We start from the raw sequence: 19,110 nt of genomic DNA on the forward strand, positions 1-19,110 counted from the left end.
TCTTAACACTGCTGTTGTGCCGCGGCTACGGCGTTGTCATTGAGTAACACATTGGGTTCGATGATCTGAATGATGCGCTTTTCGTCATTAAGCTTTATCAAGCGGTTTAAAAACTCAGACTGCATATCAGAGAGTGACGGCGCATTTTCGATGGTTTGTCTTACCACCGTTTTTACTTCCGCCACACCATCGACAATGAATCCCGTGCGCTGCTTGTCTTTGGTTAGAACAACAATGCGCTGGCGCTCTGAGGTTTCGCTGCTAGGCATACCCAAGCGACTGCGCAAGTCGATGACAGGCAGCACCGTACCACGAAGGTTCACAATTCCTTTTAAGTAATCGGGCGTGCTCGGCACACTTTCTAGTTTTTCAGGCACGCGCGTAATCTCTTGAGTATCGTCAATGCTCACGCCATATTCTTGCCCGTTAATCCAAAAGATGACGTATTGTTCGCAATCATCTTCATCGATAGTCACATCATTGCCTTCGCTCATTTGCGACTCCTGCTTGATATCGTCTTCAATGCTGCTAAGTGCGCTCATTAATGCACGACCGTAGATATTAGAAAGGTTAATAATTGACACTAGTCGTTTGCCGCCATCGCTGCGATATACTGCTTCTAGCAAGCCTGATTCCGCGCCGTCATTACATACCGAAGGTACACTCTCTAGCTCTGAAGCAGATATAGACACCACATTACTAACTTTAGCGACGACAAAGCCTACGCTGCCGAACTCACTGTTTTGCGTTACCACTATTCGCGAGGCTTCGTTGATATCGGTATGCATCATGCCTATAGCATTGGAAAGGTCGACAATCGGGATAATACGGCCACGAAGATTTACCAACCCCAACACTGCTGGCGCACTGTCTGGCAACTGAGAAATTTCTGAAGGTACTCGCACGATTTCTTCTACATCTTGGAGATGAAAAGCGAACTCTTGCTCTTCAAGAGAAAAACAAACTAGCTGCTGTAGACTGTCATCCTCTTCGGCTTCTTGAACTTCGTCGTTATCAATACGTTTCATTCCCGACAACTGCATGGCATTACCGTCCTGCTTAGTCACAGCTTGCGCCTTAGCAAGTGCAGATACATCTAGAATTTGCTCGACTGGCTGGTCGCTTTGTTTGATGATGCCCAGCATATAGTCATAGGCGATAGAGTCTGTCATTGCCGATTTATCAATGACCGTGTCGTTGGGTGCGCTGTACACACGGAGTACTCTATCGACCAAGAAACCAACGCTGCCAAGCTCAGACTCAACGACAATAACGCGAGTCACATCACTTGTTTGTGTATGGGTTCCCAGCAAAATCGCGCTTAGGTCATAAACGGGCAATACATTCCCACGAAGATTAGCTAAACCAATCATTTGCGGCGGCCCCAGCGGTACCGACACCATTGTCGGCACGCGAATAATTTCCCCTACGGACAACATAGGAAAAGTAAAACGCTCTTTGTTGACCAAGAAGGAGACAAACTGTTGTTCGCCGTCCGCCGCTTGTTCTGTATTGCGTTCAGGTTCGTCAAAAGTGTTATCGTTACTCATGAGGCAGCTCCCTCTTTAAAGCCTAGGGCGATGGATTAGCCGTTTTGCATTTCATCTGCTACTGAAGCGATTTCTTCAATAGACTTAGCCAGTATCTCCATGCCCTTACTTTGCTGGTCGGCCGCGTTGAGTGCCTGCTGACAGTTACTGCTCGCTTGCTCATTTGCTGTCGCAATTTGCTCAAGCCCACGCTGGGCCTGTGTAACTCCGGCAGCAATTTCTTCACCCCGCTCTTTCATCGCTTGGTTATATTGCACAACTTCGCTGATGTCAGTCGCAATTTGTTCGACATCTTGCGTCGTTTGCTTCGCTTTCATGACCTCTCTATACGCGCTTTCTGCAACGTTTGTTAAGTCAGTTTTCACGCTCATGGTTTGATCTTGAATGGCTTTGATGAGGTCTTTTATCTGCTCTACGTTTTCAGCCGCTTCATCAGCTAGGCTTTGAATATCTGCTGACACAACCGCAAAACCTTTGCCATACTCACCTGCTCGCGCCGCTTCTACCGCACCATTAACCGCCAGCATGCTGGTTTTCACTGATACTGTGGTGATAGTATCGATAACCTTATCTATTTGACGTGTCATGACTTCCATCTCACTGATGGCACTCACATTTTCCTTGCTAGTTTCAAGGGCGAGGTTTATGCCGCTAACCATTCCCTCAATCAACGCACGGTTTTCTTTAAGCAATCCAGTAATAGCATTCCCTTTCTCTAACGCTACATCACACTGCGCTGAAGCTTTGTCAACGCCTTCTCTTAACAGGTCGATATTTCCTACGGCTTGGTCGACAGAGCTTGCCGCTTGTTGCGAGCCATTATTAACTTGGGTCAGTGCAGTCATGATTTCACTGGATGAGCGATTGATTTCTTCAAGGGTTGCTGACAATTCTTCTGCTGACGAGGCCACCTCTTCTGCGCTCTTATTAATGTCTGTACTGTTTTTAAGCTCTTCAGTGATTATTTCTAGTGACTGTGCTGCCTGTTCGGCCTGAGATAAAGCTACGCTCTGCTCAGAGACATTAGATGACACTTCCTGGGCTGCAGTTGACTGCTCGTCGGCAGCACACGAGATTGCTTCTGAACCGGTTTGAATTTCTTTGGCTGCGGCATCCATACTCTTGACCTGTGCCTGTAGTTCACCTGCACCATCGGCAATACTCTGCATGTCTGATTTGATGGTTGTAAGCTGTTCGGTAACCGCTTCGCCTTTAGTCACTTCCTCAAGCGCTGCTTCTGAAGACGATTTAACCGCATCAGAGACTCGATTTGATTGCTCTTGAATGCGCTCTATTTGTTTGGCTATGTCAGCAGCGCTCTTATCGGAGACTTCTGCGAGTGCGCGCACCGTATCAGCGACTACGGCAAATCCCTTTCCGTGCTTACCAGCCCGTCCCGCTTCAATAGCAGCATTAAGCGCTAGCAAGTTAGTCTGATCGGCAATGCGGGTCACTTGTTTTACAGCTTCGCCGATGTTCGATGCTTGTTGCTCTAACTCGCTCATCATCACCACTGAGCGTGATTGATGCTCAGACGCAGTTTTAACGCTGGTCATCATGGTGCTTAAATCGCCAACCACACGCTCAAGGTAAGTTTGAAGCTCGTTGGTTTTGTCCATTGTCGAGCCTGCCAGTTCAAGCTGCGCAACCAGGCCACCTGAAATCTGAGTGATAGCCGCTAAGCTTTCTTGGCTTGCACTGCTTGACTCTTCGGCCCCGGCGGCAATCTCGTTAACCGCCGTTGAGAGTTGGTCGGTGGCACTTGATGCCTGGTTAATACCGCTGGCTAACTCTGTTGTAGCCGAAGCTACTCGCTCTGCTGCCTGTTGCTGCCTTGCTAACGTTCTCGCTTTGCGGCGCTCCTCTTCCGCTTCTTTTCTCATTTTTGCATCTACGCGAACGGCAGGTGCGGCTACTGGGTCAGATGATTTTTTGAGCGCCATAATTAACCTCGATATATAAATGGCTGTTAATGCACCTTTTAAATATCGTTTAAATCTTACCCCCTTAAAGTATGAATCCGGATACGTTTATATAAAAACAAGCACCCAACGCACAAATTCTTGTGCCTCAACCCCAAAATGTCATTAAAGTCACAAATGGCGCTTTTTAATATTGCTATATAAAAACAAAAACTTATATATTAGGCGTTATGCAAGATGAGAATGGCGATTTTGTCAAAGTACAAAAGTCTAACAATCTTGTTAGAGGCGTGTTTTTTTTGAAAAGAAAATGTTTGAAAATGAGGAGTTTATACTTAGGTATAATAAAAAAGCGGCCATTGGCCGCTTTGGTTTGTTGCTATTTAAATCGCATTTACTGCAGTGCACTAATAATAGGAACGTTAGCTTCAGGGAAGTCTGCTGCGTTAAGCGCCTGCACATTTACCCACCGCGACTGTTGGCCTTCTTTGCCATGAGGTTCACCGGTAAAGTCACATACGCGATGAACGTCTAGTTTAACTTGCTTGTCACCGTAATCATGGGTTATCACAATCACCGGCTCACTGTGGTTTACGCTAATACCTACTTCTTCAGCAAGCTCTCGCTTTAACGCTTGTAGAACGGTTTCACCCGCTTCCACTTTGCCGCCAGGAAATTCCCATTTTCCGCCCTGATGAACATCGTCAGGGCGAAGAGTAATGAATATTTCATCGCCGCGGGCGATAACGCCCACAGCAACATGTACTACTTTCATTACTTAAGCTTACCGTGACACTGCTTATACTTTTTACCAGAGCCACAAGGACATGGGTCGTTACGGCCTACTTTCGCGCCTTCGCGAACCTGGGTACGCACTTTGTCACTTGCTTCTTCAGGCGTTGCACTCGCTTCTTCGTGTTCAAAGTTCTTAGGCACATCGTCAGCTTGACGACGTTGCTCTTCTACCTTTTGCACGTCTTCTTCAGCTTGTACTTTTACACGCGCAAGAATCGTGATCACTTCAACTTTGAGTGCTTCTAGCATTTGCGAGAACAAGGCAAACGACTCACGCTTGTACTCTTGCTTAGGGTTCTTCTGCGCATAGCCACGTAAATGAATACCTTGGCGCAGGTGATCCATTGCCGCCAAATGCTCTTTCCAATGGCTGTCTAGGTTTTGAAGCATTACCGCTTTTTCAAACTGACGCAGTACCTGCTCGCCTACTACTGCTTCTTTTTGCTTATAGGCACTGACCACTTCACCTAAAATTCGCTCACGAAGCTTCTCTTCGTAAAGCTTGTCGTCATTTTCAAGCCAAGTCTTAATTGGCAGGTCTACGGCGAAGTCGGCACGCATGCGCTCTTCAAGGCCGCTTACGTCCCACATTTCTTCTAGTGACTGCGGCGGAATGTACTCATCGACAACGCTCGAAATAACGTCTTCACGGATAGCTGCGATAGTCTCGCTAATATCACCTTCATCAAGAAGTTCATTACGCTGCTCGTAAATAACTTTACGCTGATCGTTGGCTACATCATCGTATTCAAGCAACTGCTTACGAATATCGAAGTTACGGCCTTCTACCTTGCGCTGTGCATTTTCAATAGCTCGCGTTACCCACGGGTGCTCAATAGCTTCACCGCGCTCCATGCCTAAACGCTTCATCATGTTGCCCATTTTTTCAGAGGCAAAGATACGCATTAGTGCATCATCTAATGACAGGTAGAAACGGCTTGAACCCGGGTCACCCTGACGGCCCGAACGACCGCGAAGCTGGTTATCAATGCGGCGAGACTCGTGACGCTCTGTACCAATAATATGTAGACCACCAGATTCAAGCACTGCGTCGTGGCTTTTCTTCCATTCAGCTTTAATCTTTTCGATTTGCGCTTCAGTTGGATTTTCAATTTTCTCAACTTCTGCTTGCCAGTTACCACCTAGCACGATATCGGTACCACGGCCTGCCATGTTGGTCGCAATGGTTACAGCACCTGGTTTACCAGCCTGTGCGACGATATCTGCTTCGTGTTCATGGAACTTAGCGTTTAGTACCTTATGAGGGATTTTTGATTTCTTAAGAATGCGAGAAATCAGCTCTGAGTTCTCGATAGACACCGTACCCACTAGCGTAGGCTGACCGCGTTTAACGCACTCTTTAATGTCTTCAACAATGGCTTCGTATTTTTCTTCTGCCGTTAGGTAGATAAGGTCAGCCATGTCTTTACGCTGCATAGGGCGGTTGGTTGGAATAACCACCGTCTCTAAGCCGTAGATATGATTAAATTCAAAGGCTTCTGTATCGGCAGTACCTGTCATACCTGCAAGCTTGTTGTACAAGCGGAAGTAATTCTGGAAGGTAATTGACGCAAGGGTTTGGTTTTCGTTTTGAATACGAACCCCTTCTTTCGCTTCTACGGCCTGGTGTAAACCTTCAGACCAGCGACGGCCTTCCATAGTACGACCCGTGTGCTCGTCAACAATGACTATTTGGTCGTCTTTAACAATGTAATCTACGTCTTTCGCGAACAGCTTGTGCGCGCGAAGTGCCGCATTGATATGGTGCAGCAAAGAAATATTACCAGCAGCGAACAGCGACTCACCTTCAGGCAATAAGCCTTCTTCATGAAGTATCTCTTCAACGTGTAATTGACCGCGCTCGGTAAGGTGTATTTGTTTTGCTTTAAGGTCGATAGTGTAATCACCATCGCCTTCTTGCCCTTCTTCATCTTCTTTTTCTTGCTGAACAAGCTTAGGAATAATGACGTTGATACGGCGATATAATTCTGAGCTATCTTCAGCCTGGCCAGAGATAATAAGTGGCGTACGGGCTTCGTCGATTAGGATGGAGTCAACTTCATCCACTACTGCATAGTTAAGCGGGCGCTGAACGCGATCTTGCGGGCTAAACGCCATATTGTCGCGTAGGTAATCAAAACCAAACTCGTTGTTGGTTCCATAGGTAACATCTGCTTGGTAAGCATCGCGCTTTTGCTCAGGTGACATACCCGGTACGTTGCAACCTACGCGCATACCTAAAAACATGAATAACTGATTACTCCACTCAGCATCACGACGTGCTAGGTAGTCATTCACGGTAACAACATGAACACCTTTGCCCGATAGGGCATTAAGGTAAGTTGGCAAAGTAGCCGTAAGGGTTTTACCTTCACCGGTACGCATTTCCGAAATTTTGCCTTCGTGCAGTACTTGACCGCCAAGCATTTGCACGTCGAAGTGACGCATACCGTAAACACGTTTACTGGCTTCACGTACCGTAGCAAAGGCCTCAATAAGGATACTATCTAGGCTTTCACCTTTTTCGATACGGGCTTTAAATTCGTCCGTCTTAGCCTTTAGCGCCTCATCGGAAAGCTTTTCAAATTCTGCTTCCAGTGCATTAATGGCATCTACGTTTTTGCGTAATTTTTTTAATAATCGGTCGTTTCTACTACCGAATACTTTTCGAAGGATGCTTGAAAACATTAGCTTTTATATTCCACTACTTGTCGAGGCGCCGCACATCGTGCACAGCTAAATTAAACGTATAAAACACAATATTAAATGCGTTGTGTTTTGCGATGTTCTTAAATCATGCTTCTTCGCTTCAAATGACCTAACTAACAAGGCATCATCAACGAGAATTACCTGGCTGCTACCTTGTCTACTTTTTGTAAACGAAAGGCAGAGGATCGATTGGTTTTCCGTTTCTTATTACTTCGTAGTGGACATGAACGCCAGTTGAGCGCCCCGTATTGCCCATTTTTGCAATTGGCTCCCCTTTGGTCACCACATCGCCTATTGAAACAGTAAGGGTGTCGTTGTGCCCATAGCGGGTAACATAGCCATCACCGTGATCAATTTCTACTAGTTGGCCATAGCCATAGCGCTCACCCGCCCAGGTTACAATACCTGCGGCAGTTGCTACTACGTTTTCCCCTGCTTTACCCGCGAAGTCTAGCCCTTTGTGCATAGTAGGTTCGCCAGTAAACGGGTCGGCCCGCATACCATAATAAGAAGACAACCACCCTGACTCTATCGGACGACCAGATAATTGGCTCTGTTCGTTGATATGGTGACCCCTTACCAAACTTTCAAGCATAGACAACTGTTGAGACTTTAAATCAAGTGATTGCTCTAGTTTGGCTATATCATGAAGGATGGGGTCGTCTTGGAGGTTTTCCGGTATCGATACCGGTACGAAAGCGTCCAGGTCAGCCGCTGACATACCTAATTCTGTTGCGATTTGCTTGCCCTTTTCGTCAAGTAGCGAGGCCTGTGCAGACAATTCTGCTACATGAGAAAGCAAAGCTTTTAGTTTTATCGTTGTTTGTTGCTTTAGCGCTTCAACGTCTTTTTGTTTTTCGCTGACTTCAGTCTGCGCTAAGCGAACCCGTGCGACATCTTCCGACACAGATTCTGTAGAACGGCTCGACACTAGCATAAAAATAGACGAGAGCACGGTCGCGCTCACGAGCGTACGGACACTAATGCTGTGCCTGTAGCGTTTGTTTTTACCTGCTAATGTGATTGTTAATTTCATACCACGAAGAAAATTGCTGTTTCACGCCACTCTTTTTCATACCACTTAATAACACTATGAATGTGTTTTAGCCAAAGGCGACAACCTTCAACTTATAGTTTTTTGTCGCATGGGTGAAATTTATATTAATTATTTGGCTACTGTATCATTTATTACAGTAATTGCCATATGAAAAAAAGCCGCCCGTTAGGCGGCTTTTCTAAATTTTTACGCTAACGCGGGTTGAGCATAACGAATGGGTGCCGTTTCCTGCGAGTCGTAGGTCACAAACTCCCAACACTCCTTTTGCGCAAGTACTGCGTTTAGTAGCTTGTTGTTCAGACCATGGCCTGTTTTGTACGCACGCAATTCACCAATCAAACTGTGGCCGCCAAGATACAAGTCACCAATAGCGTCCAAAATCTTGTGCTTCAAGAATTCATCATCGTAGCGTAACCCTTCAGGGTTAAGCACGCGGAACTCATCTAACGCTACTGCATTTTCCATGCTGCCACCCAACGCTAGGTTGTTAGCATTCATGTATTCTAAGTCGCGCATGAAGCCAAAGGTACGCGCACGGCTCACTTCGTTAACATACGAACATGAATCGAAATCCATCACCATATGCTGACGAGTTTGACTGATCACAGGGTGGTCAAAGTCAATTTGAAAATCAACACGGAAGCCATCGTAAGGCACTAACTCGGCCCACTTATCGCCATCTTCTACACGAACTGGCTTTTTAATACGAATAAACTGCTTAGGCGCGTTTAGCTCTTCAACACCAGCAGATTGAAGTAAAAATACGAACGGGCTAGCACTTCCGTCCATAATTGGCAGCTCGTTACTGTCTACTTCAACAATAATGTTGTCGATGCCTAAACCTGCAAGTGCAGACGCTAAGTGCTCTACCGTTTGGATAGTTACACCGTCTTCGTTGTTTAGGCACGTACACAGCATGGTATTACCTACCGCGTTCGCACGCGAAGGTATGTCAACATGTGGTTCAAGGTCAACACGCCTAAACACGATACCCGTGTTTGCTGGCGCAGGTCGGAGAGTCATTGTGACCTTTTCCCCTTTATGAAGCCCAATTCCGGTCTCTTGTACCGATTGCTTGATTGTACGTTGTCTAATCATCTGCTTAAGCTTTTACCTATTAAAAAAGCGGGCGCGAATTATAGTGAGTTATTACTCACATGTCAAAAAACACCCGTTCTGGCAAGTTTCACCCTGTCAGATTACGCATTTTCTTAACTTATTCACGCGAAATTCTTCACGCTGTGTAAATACACCTTACTGAGTAAGACAACACAAACGTAAAATAATTCCCTTCCTTTTCAGGCAGCTAAATTAGTCTGCCTGCTTGCGAAGAAACGCAGGAATATCCAAATACTCCAAATCGTTGTCTGGCTGAGCACTGTCGTCAGCTTTCAGCGCTTGGTTGCCTTCTGTGCCACCTACTGCAGAACGCGGTTCACTTGTTTGTGAATTACCGTATTCCTTAGCCGGCTGTGTAAGGCGAGAACCTTCTGCGCTTACTAATGAAATGTCAGGCTTACGCTCTGCGCCAATACCGGTTGCAACAACCGTTACGCGAAGCTCATCTGTCATTTCCATATCGATAACGGTACCGACAACCACAGTCGCATTTTCTGATGCGAACGCTTTAACAGCGTTACCTACAGTCTCAAACTCATCGATAGCGAAATCTGGACCCGCAGTGATATTCACAAGAATACCGCGCGCGCCTGACAAGTCGATATCTTCAAGCAATGGACTAGCAATCGCTGATTCAGCGGCCTCTTCAGCGCGGTCTGGACCGCTTGCTGCACCGCTACCCATCATAGCTTTACCCATCTCAGACATAACAGTACGTACGTCTGCGAAGTCAACATTGATCAGACCAGGGCGAGTGATTAGCTCCGCAATACCTTGAACTGCGCCGCGCAAAACATCATTTGCTGCGCTAAATGCTTGCAGAAGCGGCGTGCCTGGACCCATCACTTTTAATAGCTTTTCATTCGGAATAGTAATAAGCGAGTCAACGTTGTTAGCTAGCTCAACAATACCTTGTTCAGCAAACGAGGTACGTTTTTTACCTTCAAATGGGAAGGGCTTAGTCACTACCGCTACCGTAAGAATACCCATTTCTCGGGCGATCTTCGCCACTTCAGGTGCTGCACCTGTACCTGTACCACCGCCCATGCCGGCCGTGATGAAAACCATATCGGCACCGTCTAGCGCCTGACGAATGGTTTCTCTGTCTTCTTGCGCAGCTTCGCGGCCAATATTTGGATCGGCACCTGCACCTAAGCCTTTGGTTACGCTTGAGCCAATTTGAAGTGTTACGTCTGCACTTGAGCTACGAAGCACCTGTGCGTCAGTATTCACTGCGATAAATTCTACGCCTTCAATGCTTTGAGACACCATGTGCTCTACGGCATTACCACCGCCGCCACCGACACCGATGACTTTGATTACGGCTTCTTCGCCGTGACTATCCATTAATTCGAACATACTTACTCTCCGGTTGTACGTCTTTTTAAACACTACGCCAGGTCATTCCCTTAGGCTAATTGCTTCCTGCTAGCCTTAATGCCGTAGCTATAGCGCCCCCAAAATAAAATTAAAATTCACCTTTAAACCAGCTTTGCACTCGATGAAATAAGCTTTCACCGGTTTTCTGCGTACTGGACTTCTTATTATCAGATTGTACTTTGCCATATTGCAGCAGCCCTACGACTGTTGCAAAGCCAGCATCATCAACGTATTCAGACAAGCCTTTTACGTCGATGGGTTTGCCCACGCGCACGGGCATCTGGAAAAGTTCTTCGGCAAATTCCACAGCACCTTCCATCTTAGCGGTACCACCAGTAAGTACAAGACCTGCTGCGATTTGCTCTTCCAGACCGCTGGCACGAATTTCATCATGTACCAGCTCAAAAAGCTCTTGATAGCGAGGTTCAATGACCTCAGCTAGCGTATGTCGAGACATCACTCTAGCCGGGCGCCCGCCCACACTAGGTACTTCAATACTGTCTTCCATACTCACCATATCTTTCAATGCACAGGCATAATTCACCTTAATTTCTTCTGCATTGCTGATAGGCGTTCTAAATATTTTAGCAATGTCGCTAGTAATTTGATTACCCGCAACCGGTATAACTGCCGTGTGGCGAATCGCACCATCTGTGAATATAACCATATCCATAGTGCCACCACCAATGTCAACCACACATACGCCAAGCTCACGCTCATCGTCAGTTAACACGGCATAACTTGACGCCAACGCTGAAAAGATCAGCTGGTCGGCATTCAGTTCACAACGCTCTACACATTTCACCATGTTTTTCGCCATATCGTCGGCGCAGGTGATAATGTGGGCGTCGGCTTCCATTCGTACTCCTGACATACCGATAGGGTTTTTAATACCTTCTTGTACATCAATGGTAAACTCTTGAGGTAACACATGAAGTAAACGACGTTCTGCAGCAATTGGCACACTGCGCGCCGCATGAATAACGTTATCTACATCTTCTTGTGTTACTTCTTGGTTGTTAATCGGTACCATGCCGTTTTCGTTTTGGCATTTTACGTGACGCCCCGAGATAGACATGAAAACTGAAGATACACGGCAATCTGCCATTAACTCCATCTCGTTTACTGCACGCTGTACTGACTTAACGACCAGGTTTAAATCGTTAACGCCGCCCTTATCCATGCCTTTCGATGCATGGGTGCCCACGCCAACGATACTGATTTGATCGTCTTCTAGTAATTCACCCACCACGGCCTTTACTTGGCTGGTGCCGATATCTAGCCCTACAATCAAATTGCGTTCAGCAGGTTTTGACATGGTTTCCTTAACTCTCTTCATCTGTGGCGCTGTCATCTTTCCATCCGACTGCAACGCCCGTGTCATAGCGAAGGTCGACGTATTTCACCGCCTTCTCTTGTTGCGCCAAAAGTGGATAAACATCAATAAACCTTTGTAGCCTATCGATAAACTCCTGACGCCCTAAATTCAATTTAATGCCGTTTTCCAACTGCACTTGCCACGCAAATCGCTCACTCAGTGACAATTCATCAATTGTCATGTCTGTTGTTGCTATTAACGCGTGCATCGCGTTGTAGCCTTCGAGGGCGGTTTTTTCACTGCCGCCCGGACCGTACAAGCGCGGCAAATCAAGCTTCACGCCTTCGTCGTTAAACGTGTCCCCATAAGGGTTTAACAACAAATCTTCATTCCATTGCGCAACCGGCTGCTGCTCAACCAAATAAATTTTTAACGTATTTGGCCACTTCTTTCTTACTGACGCGCGATAAACCCAAGGCTGCGCTTCAACAAGCTCAAATACTTCGTTTACGTCAAGCGCAAAAAAGCTTCCAGGCTGCGCCTTGCGTATTAACCGCTCTAGCTTGGTAATATCGATGTGCTGATAATCACCAGAAAAATCGATAACCTGAACCGGCATTTGCTGTTCGTCTTGCAAATACTGGTTTGCTTTAAGCCCGCCAAATACTAACCCAGCAATTACAAACAGTAAGAACGCGACACCGCCCCACACTGCCGTTTTGCTTTTTCCGCCTTTTTCAGAAGCAGACTTAACTTGGTTAGTATTGGTATCCGCCACGTTTACGCCTTGTTTGCAACGTCATCAAAACTGGTAGAAAGAATACTTAGTACCAGTTCGTCAAATGTTAATCCTGCAACTTTGGCTGCCTTGGGCACCAAACTCTTTTCTGTCATGCCAGGTACTGTGTTCGCCTCTAGCAAGTAAAATTGCCTTTGGTTGTCCTGCATAACGTCAATTCTTCCCCAACCGCTGCCAGAAATAGCGTCAAAAGCACGAGATGCCAGTTTTGCTAACTGTGCTTCTTGCTCTTCAGACAAGCCGCTTGGGCAATAGTATTCTGTTGTATTATCCTGATATTTCGCAGCATAATCATAGAACGTATGTGGAGTAGACATGCGAATAGACGGCAACGCCTGCCCCTGTAAAACAGAAACAGTGAATTCGGGGCCGTCTATATACTGCTCTAACAGGACTTGATTATCGTATTTAAAGGCGTCCTGAATGGCAGTTTCGAGTTGTTTAGCGCTTGTCACTCTCGCCATGCCAATACTCGACCCTTCTCTGGCCGGTTTTACCATGACTTCATTCCCCAATTTATCCATTATAGCGCTGCACTTACCAGCTTCAAAGTGCCTTTTATCAGCAATTTCATATTTTGCAGTGGGTAAACCTAAACTTTGCCACACTTGCTTAGTATGAATTTTATCCATTGCCAGTGCAGAGCCTAAAACAGGGCTCCCCGTATAGGGAATTTTTAGGAACTGAAGGGCCCCTTGCATAGAGCCATCTTCACCGCCGCGACCGTGAAGCATGATTAGTGCTCTGTCGACGTTTAATTCAAGAAGATCAGTAAGCGGTCGCTCTGCTGGGTCAAAACCAAAGGCGTCCACACCTTGCCTTAATAGCGCCTTTAATACCGCATTACCTGAATTAAGTGATACTTCGCGCTCTGCAGAGTCTCCACCAAGCAGCACAGCCACTTTGCCGTACTCACTCGGTAAATGGGTCTTCTGCGAGCGAACACTTACCGAAGGACTAATCATGTTGCTTCCCTTCCTTCGTAAGCGATGCAGGCTCTAACTCATGGCGTGCTAGAAGCTTAGCAATTTGTCCGATATTACCGGCACCTTGGGTCATGACGATATCGCCATCCTGTATGATATTCGCCAAAATTCCTGGAAGCGCCTCTTTATCGCCCACATAAACAGGCTCTATCTGGCCGCGCTGACGTATGGAGCGGCACAATGCTTTACTGTCAGCGCCTTCAATAGGCTGTTCGCTGGCGGCATATACATCTAGAAGCAACAGTGCATCGACGCTAGATAGCACTTCAACGAAATCTTCATAGAGGTCGCGGGTTCGCGTAAAGCGATGGGGCTGATAAACCATAACTAAGCGTTTATCAGGCCAGTTTGCCCGAGCCGCAGCGATAGTCGCTTTAACTTCCGTTGGGTGGTGACCATAGTCATCCACCAAACAAACTTCACCTTTACTGGTAGTAAACGTACCTAGCTGCTCGAAACGACGGCCTATGCCGCCAAAGCTGGCTAGCGCGCGAATGATAGCGTCGTCATCTACACCTTCATCCGTTGCTACAGCAATAGCAGCAAGGGCATTAAGCACGTTGTGGTTACCGGTGAGGTTCAACGTAATATCTAACGGTTCACGCTCTGGTCGAATAACGGTAAAACTCGCTTTACCAAATGACAGTGAAATATTCTCTGCACGATAGTCGTTATGAGATTCAAAGCCGTAGGTGAGAATACTTCGGCCTATGCGAGGACGAATCTCTTGAATATTCGCATCGTCACCGCATACGATGGCCTGACCGTAAAACGGTAGGTTTGACAAAAACTCAACAAAGGTATCTTTTACTTTCGAGAAGTCGCCACCATAGGTATCCATATGGTCCGCTTCAATATTGGTTACAACCGATACCATTGGCTGCAAGTGAAGGAAGGACGCGTCACTCTCATCAGCCTCGGCGATTAGATAACGGCTTTTGCCTAGTCGCGCATTCGTACCAGCGCTATTAAGCAGGCCACCAATAACAAAGGTAGGGTCATACTCAGCTTCTGCGAAAATCGTAGAAATCAAACTGGTTGTGGTCGTTTTTCCATGGGTACCCGCTACTGCAATACCGTGGCGGAAGCGCATCAGCTCTGCCAACATTTCTGCACGACGAATGATCGGAATGCGCTTTTCACGAGCTACGATAATTTCTGGGTTTTGCTCATTGATGGCGCTAGAAACCACAATAACGTCCATGCCTTCGACATTTTCCGCGCGATGACCTATTTTAACATCAGCACCTAATTCGCTTAAGCGCTGGGTCATTGGCCCTTCTTGAATGTCAGAGCCAGCAATAGCATAACCTTCGTTTAGTAATACTTCGGCAATACCACCCATACCGGCACCGCCGATACCAATAAAGAATATATTTTTAACCCGGCGCATTTGCGGGCTTTCAAATGGGGTTTTAAAAACCATTAGTCCCCTACTCCTACCACGCTTTTAACGTGGCTTACTACATTTTCCGTGGCATGAGTGCTTGCACATGTTTTCGCTACAGCACCCATTCTTAAGCAGTCTTCAGGGTGTTTTAACCACTGACGCACCGCCTGCCCCAAATTTTCTTTCAATACAGATTGAGCAATCATCAGTGCCGCATTTTGCTTCACCAACGACTGCGCATTTTTGGCTTGGTGATCGTCCACCGCAAAAGGTAGCGGAACGAAAATCGCCGCGCGTCCTGCAGCTGCAACCTCGCTCACCGTAAGCGCACCGGCTCTGCAGACAATAAAGTCAGCCCATTCATAGGCTGCGGCCATATCATCAATAAAATCACTGACATCAACTTTCGCCATATCAGCGCCTACGGATTTATAAGCTTGAGCAACACTTTCACTGTTGCCTTTACCGCACTGGTGCTTTATTGATAAACCTTCTAGGACACCGCATGTCTCAGGCACAGTTTCATTCAAAATCTGTGCACCTAAACTGCCGCCAACTACAAGCATATTTAAACCTTGCTTGTGCTCACTAGTGTTTTCAAAGGTGTTTGCACGAGCGTCTGCGTTAATGTCTACAGGTTTAGGTATCACCTGCCAAATTTCATCGCGAACAGGATTGCCAACAGTATGCACCTTATCTGCAACCCCTGAAAATTGTTCTTTAGCATCGTTAAAGCCAAGCAACACACGGCTTGCAAATTTACTGAGAAGCTTATTAGTCATGCCAGCCGCTGCGTTTTGTTCATGCACTATCACAGGAATACCTAAGCTCTTCGCTGCAACGCCGCCAGGACCGCTCGCATAGCCGCCAAAACCAATAACAATATCCGGCTGTAGACGTTTTATAATTCGTCTTGCAGAAAATAAGCTTTTTACTAAAGCGACAGCACCTTGAAGGCGTGCCGACATACCTTTGCCACGAAGCCCTTTTACCGGAATAAAGTGAATAGGTATCTCGTGCTTAGGCACAACCTGCGCTTCCATTCGCTCGGCAGTGCCTAGCCAATGAATGTCCCAGCCTTCATTTCGAAGCGCGTTTGCTACCGCAAGACCAGGGAAAACATGCCCGCCTGTACCACCAGCCATAATTAAGCAACGCTTAGCCATTATCAGCCTCCTGCGCTACGCGCGCGAGTATGGCTTTAATGCCGGCCTTGCCTTCATCTTCCGCACTTGATGTTTTGGCGCTAGGTTTAGCTTCAACCGTCGCTGTAGAAAAGTCTGTTTCATCTTTATTGCTCTCTACACTCGCTCCATCATCAGCATGTGCCGCTTTAGATTGAGACGCGCTTGTAGGAATAGGCTTTTTACGTCGGGCTTTGCTTTTACCGGATTTGCTGTCTCCTCGGCCAATCGCCTGTACGCCATCAACGCGTAATTCAAAATCGATTCGAAGTAATATGGCTACCGCTACTGACATAATGATAAGTGACGAGCCACCGTAGCTAACCAACGGCAGTGTTAACCCTTTGGTTGGCAGAATACCGGCGCTTGCACCAATATTTACCGCCGTTTGGAAACTGAACCAGATGCCTATGCTGTAAGCCATGTAACCATCAAACGCTCGCCCTTTTTCAAGTGCCTTATTTCCAATACTCAGTGCACGCAATACCATCCATAAAATAAGGCCAAGTACGGCAAGTACGCCAACAAAGCCGAGCTCTTCAGCTAAAATAGCCATAACAAAGTCAGTGTGCGCTTCTGGCAGAAATTCTAATTTTTGTAAGCTGTTACCCAGGCCTTGCCCAAACCAGTTACCACGGCCATAGGCCATTAAAGACTGGGTAAGCTGATAACCAGCACCAAATGGATCGGCCCAAGGATCTAAAAATGAGGTAACCCGTTTCATTCGGTATTCTTCAAACACAATAAGCGCTACAACCGCCAATATGCCCGCGAACACCAATGCAAAGAACTGCCAAAGTCGTGCACCTGCTAAAAACAACAGGCCAATTGTGGTGGCAAACATCACGACTACTGTACCTAAGTCGGGCTGAAGCAAAAGCAACATTGCAAGTGCAAAGAACACCACAAGGGGCTTTATGAAGCCTTTTAGGTTCTCGGTAACTTCTTCGTATCGGCGAACCAGATACCCTGCTAGATAAGCGAAAAAGTAGAGTTTAGCAGGTTCAGCGGCTTGCACCGTAATAGGACCGATGACTAACCAACGGGTACTGCCGTTCACTGTTCGACCAACAAGCAATACTGCTACGAGCAGCGCAATCGCCGCGAGTAACAGGTACGGGTTAGTGGTACGCCAAAACTGCATCGGCAGTTGAAGGGTTATCATTGCAGCCGTCAAGGCACACGCAATATAAATACCGTGGCGAATAGCAAAATGGAAGGGATTGTCGTGCAGCCTATCTGCCACCGGCATAGACGCCGAGGTAACAATAACAACCCCAATGCTCATCAGTGCAAGCGCAATCAAGATCAGCGTTACATCATAGGGTTGCGTTACCGAGGGCTGCCCGTCGTGCTTCGCGGCAAATAACGCGCTAAGTTTAGTAGAGGCAGTCATCATGATGCAGCCTCCACAGCGCCCTTGCCCTTACTGTGTAAATTATGTAGGTCGTGCACGTCTTGTTTAAACACGTCACCGCGATGCATATAGTTCTTAAACATATCTAAACTTGCACACGCAGGCGAAAGCAGCACAACATCACCAGGGGCAGCAAGTCTCGTTGCTGCTTTCACGGCGTCTTTCATTGTTGCCACACGAGTAGTATGCGCAAAACTCTTTTCAAACAGGTGTGCATCTTTGCCCAATGCAAACACGTGCGATACATATTTAATTAAATAAGGCGAGAGGCTGGCTATATCAGCACCTTTAGCGTCACCACCTGCAATAAGAATTAGCTTCCCTTGTATAGTCAGGGCTAACCCTTCAAGGGCCGCGACGGTGGCACCAATGTTGGTTGCTTTGGAATCGTCGATATAGCGAACGTCGTTTACACGGGCTATTTCCACACACCGATGTGGTGCTGCTTTAAAACTATGTAGATGTTTAACCGCTAACTCTGGCGAAACACCTAGCTGAAGGCAGATGCCTAATGCAGCCATGATGTTTAGAACGTTATGCATGCCCGCTAAGTGAATATCGCTAAGGGCAATAAGCTTTTCGCCGTTAAACGTGATGTATAGACTTTGTGCGTCGTCACGAGCACTATCGTCACCGTCAAAAGACGCAATCGCAAACCCTGTAGTCGACTCTCCCAGTCCATATTCAACAATATCTTTTGACGCTAGCGAATCTTCAATAGATACGGCGTTTAATGCAACATTAGCCTTAGCATCAGCAATAATCTGCTCGTCTGGCGCTACAAACTCACCGTCTCGCCACACAACCGCAGATTTTGCGTTATCAAAAATGCGATGCTTAGCATCAATATATGCCTCAAGGGTGATATGACGGTCTAGGTGATCATCGGAAATATTAAGCACAGTAGCAGCTTCAAGCACAAGGCTAGAGGTTGTTTCAAGTTGAAAACTTGATAGCTCCATCACCACTACATCTGCATCACTTTGTAGTGCTTCAAGCACAGGGCGGCCTACATTGCCCGCTTCAATGCTTTTTACACCACAGCTTTTAAGCAGATGGTTCACTAATAGAGTAACCGTGGTTTTACCGTTAGAACCGGTTATGCCGACTACGCGTTTAGTTGGCGCAGTACTGCTCGTGTTGGCATTTAAACGGGCGAACAACTCAACATCGCCGATCACCTCAACGCCACACTTTTGCGCTAAAGCCACTTGTTCAATATCCAGAGCAAGCCCCGGGCTTAACACCAAGGTGTCTACACCATCAAAGTAATCTTCGCTTAGGGCATGGCAAGTGACCTTGTCTGCCATAAACGCTTGCATGTCAGTATCAAGAGCAGCAGGTGCAGTAAAATTAGCACGGGTATCAAACGCTTTAACCGTTGCTTTCTTTTGCAACAAAAAGCGCACGCAAGCCTGACCTGTAACACCTAGGCCACCGACTACATAACTATGCTCACGTACGTTATACGACATTACTATTTA

General features: G+C 46.8%; 14 protein-coding genes. All 14 read right to left on the minus strand.

All coding sequences use genetic code 11. The features are described 5' to 3' along the window. Positions 1-2: 2 nt before the first annotated feature. The 14 genes from ACYX4W_RS17985 to murD all read right to left on the minus strand — a co-directional run bounded on the left by ACYX4W_RS17985 (position 3) and on the right by murD (position 19,101). On the minus strand, positions 3-1,550 hold the full coding sequence (locus ACYX4W_RS17985) for a chemotaxis protein CheW (protein ID WP_476074106.1): 1,548 nt from the start codon (positions 1,548-1,550) through the stop codon (positions 3-5). A 35-nt stretch (positions 1,551-1,585) separates the two neighbouring features. After that, the gene (locus ACYX4W_RS17990) at positions 1,586-3,493 is read right to left on the minus strand and encodes a methyl-accepting chemotaxis protein (protein WP_476074107.1); all 1,908 of its coding nucleotides are present in this window, start codon (positions 3,491-3,493) and stop codon (positions 1,586-1,588) included. Positions 3,494-3,866: 373 nt separating this feature from the next. Then, entirely contained in the window at positions 3,867-4,247 is a 381-nt protein-coding gene (mutT, locus tag ACYX4W_RS17995) for an 8-oxo-dGTP diphosphatase MutT (protein ID WP_476074108.1), read from the minus strand. Continuing rightward, the gene (secA, locus tag ACYX4W_RS18000; protein ID WP_476074109.1) at positions 4,247-6,955 is read right to left on the minus strand and encodes a preprotein translocase subunit SecA; all 2,709 of its coding nucleotides are present in this window, start codon (positions 6,953-6,955) and stop codon (positions 4,247-4,249) included. Before secA ends, mutT begins: the two co-directional genes overlap by 1 nt. Before the next feature lie 178 nt (positions 6,956-7,133). Further along, complete coding sequence (locus ACYX4W_RS18005; protein ID WP_474805359.1) at positions 7,134-8,012, minus strand: peptidoglycan DD-metalloendopeptidase family protein; 879 nt, start codon at positions 8,010-8,012, stop codon at positions 7,134-7,136. Positions 8,013-8,219: 207 nt separating this feature from the next. Next, on the minus strand, positions 8,220-9,131 hold the full coding sequence (gene lpxC / locus ACYX4W_RS18010; RefSeq protein ID WP_474805358.1) for a UDP-3-O-acyl-N-acetylglucosamine deacetylase: 912 nt from the start codon (positions 9,129-9,131) through the stop codon (positions 8,220-8,222). A 213-nt stretch (positions 9,132-9,344) separates the two neighbouring features. Then, complete coding sequence (gene ftsZ / locus ACYX4W_RS18015) at positions 9,345-10,511, minus strand: cell division protein FtsZ (protein WP_474805357.1); 1,167 nt, start codon at positions 10,509-10,511, stop codon at positions 9,345-9,347. 109 nt (positions 10,512-10,620) lie between these two features. After that, the gene (gene ftsA / locus ACYX4W_RS18020; protein WP_474805356.1) at positions 10,621-11,850 is read right to left on the minus strand and encodes a cell division protein FtsA; all 1,230 of its coding nucleotides are present in this window, start codon (positions 11,848-11,850) and stop codon (positions 10,621-10,623) included. A gap of 7 nt (positions 11,851-11,857) precedes the next feature. Then, positions 11,858-12,628: a cell division protein FtsQ/DivIB gene (locus ACYX4W_RS18025; protein WP_474805355.1), complete on the minus strand. Its 771-nt coding sequence runs from the start codon at positions 12,626-12,628 to the stop codon at positions 11,858-11,860. A gap of 2 nt (positions 12,629-12,630) precedes the next feature. Then, entirely contained in the window at positions 12,631-13,614 is a 984-nt protein-coding gene (locus ACYX4W_RS18030; protein WP_476074110.1) for a D-alanine--D-alanine ligase, read from the minus strand. After that, positions 13,607-15,061 carry a UDP-N-acetylmuramate--L-alanine ligase gene (gene murC / locus ACYX4W_RS18035; protein WP_474855009.1) on the minus strand — a complete coding sequence of 485 codons (1,455 nt, stop codon included), beginning with the start codon at positions 15,059-15,061 and terminating at the stop codon, positions 13,607-13,609. The genes ACYX4W_RS18030 and murC overlap by 8 nt, the downstream gene beginning before the upstream one ends. Beyond that, entirely contained in the window at positions 15,061-16,191 is a 1,131-nt protein-coding gene (gene murG, locus ACYX4W_RS18040; protein ID WP_476074111.1) for an undecaprenyldiphospho-muramoylpentapeptide beta-N-acetylglucosaminyltransferase, read from the minus strand. Before murG ends, murC begins: the two co-directional genes overlap by 1 nt. Further along, positions 16,184-17,608: a cell division protein FtsW gene (ftsW, locus tag ACYX4W_RS18045; RefSeq protein ID WP_476074112.1), complete on the minus strand. Its 1,425-nt coding sequence runs from the start codon at positions 17,606-17,608 to the stop codon at positions 16,184-16,186. The genes murG and ftsW overlap by 8 nt, the downstream gene beginning before the upstream one ends. Further along, positions 17,605-19,101 (minus strand): UDP-N-acetylmuramoyl-L-alanine--D-glutamate ligase, encoded by a 1,497-nt coding sequence (gene murD, locus ACYX4W_RS18050; RefSeq protein ID WP_476074113.1) that lies wholly within the window; start codon positions 19,099-19,101, stop codon positions 17,605-17,607. The genes ftsW and murD overlap by 4 nt, the downstream gene beginning before the upstream one ends. Positions 19,102-19,110 lie beyond the last annotated feature (9 nt).

The sequence above is a fragment of the Alteromonas sp. ABH4_454 genome (assembly GCF_056311775.1).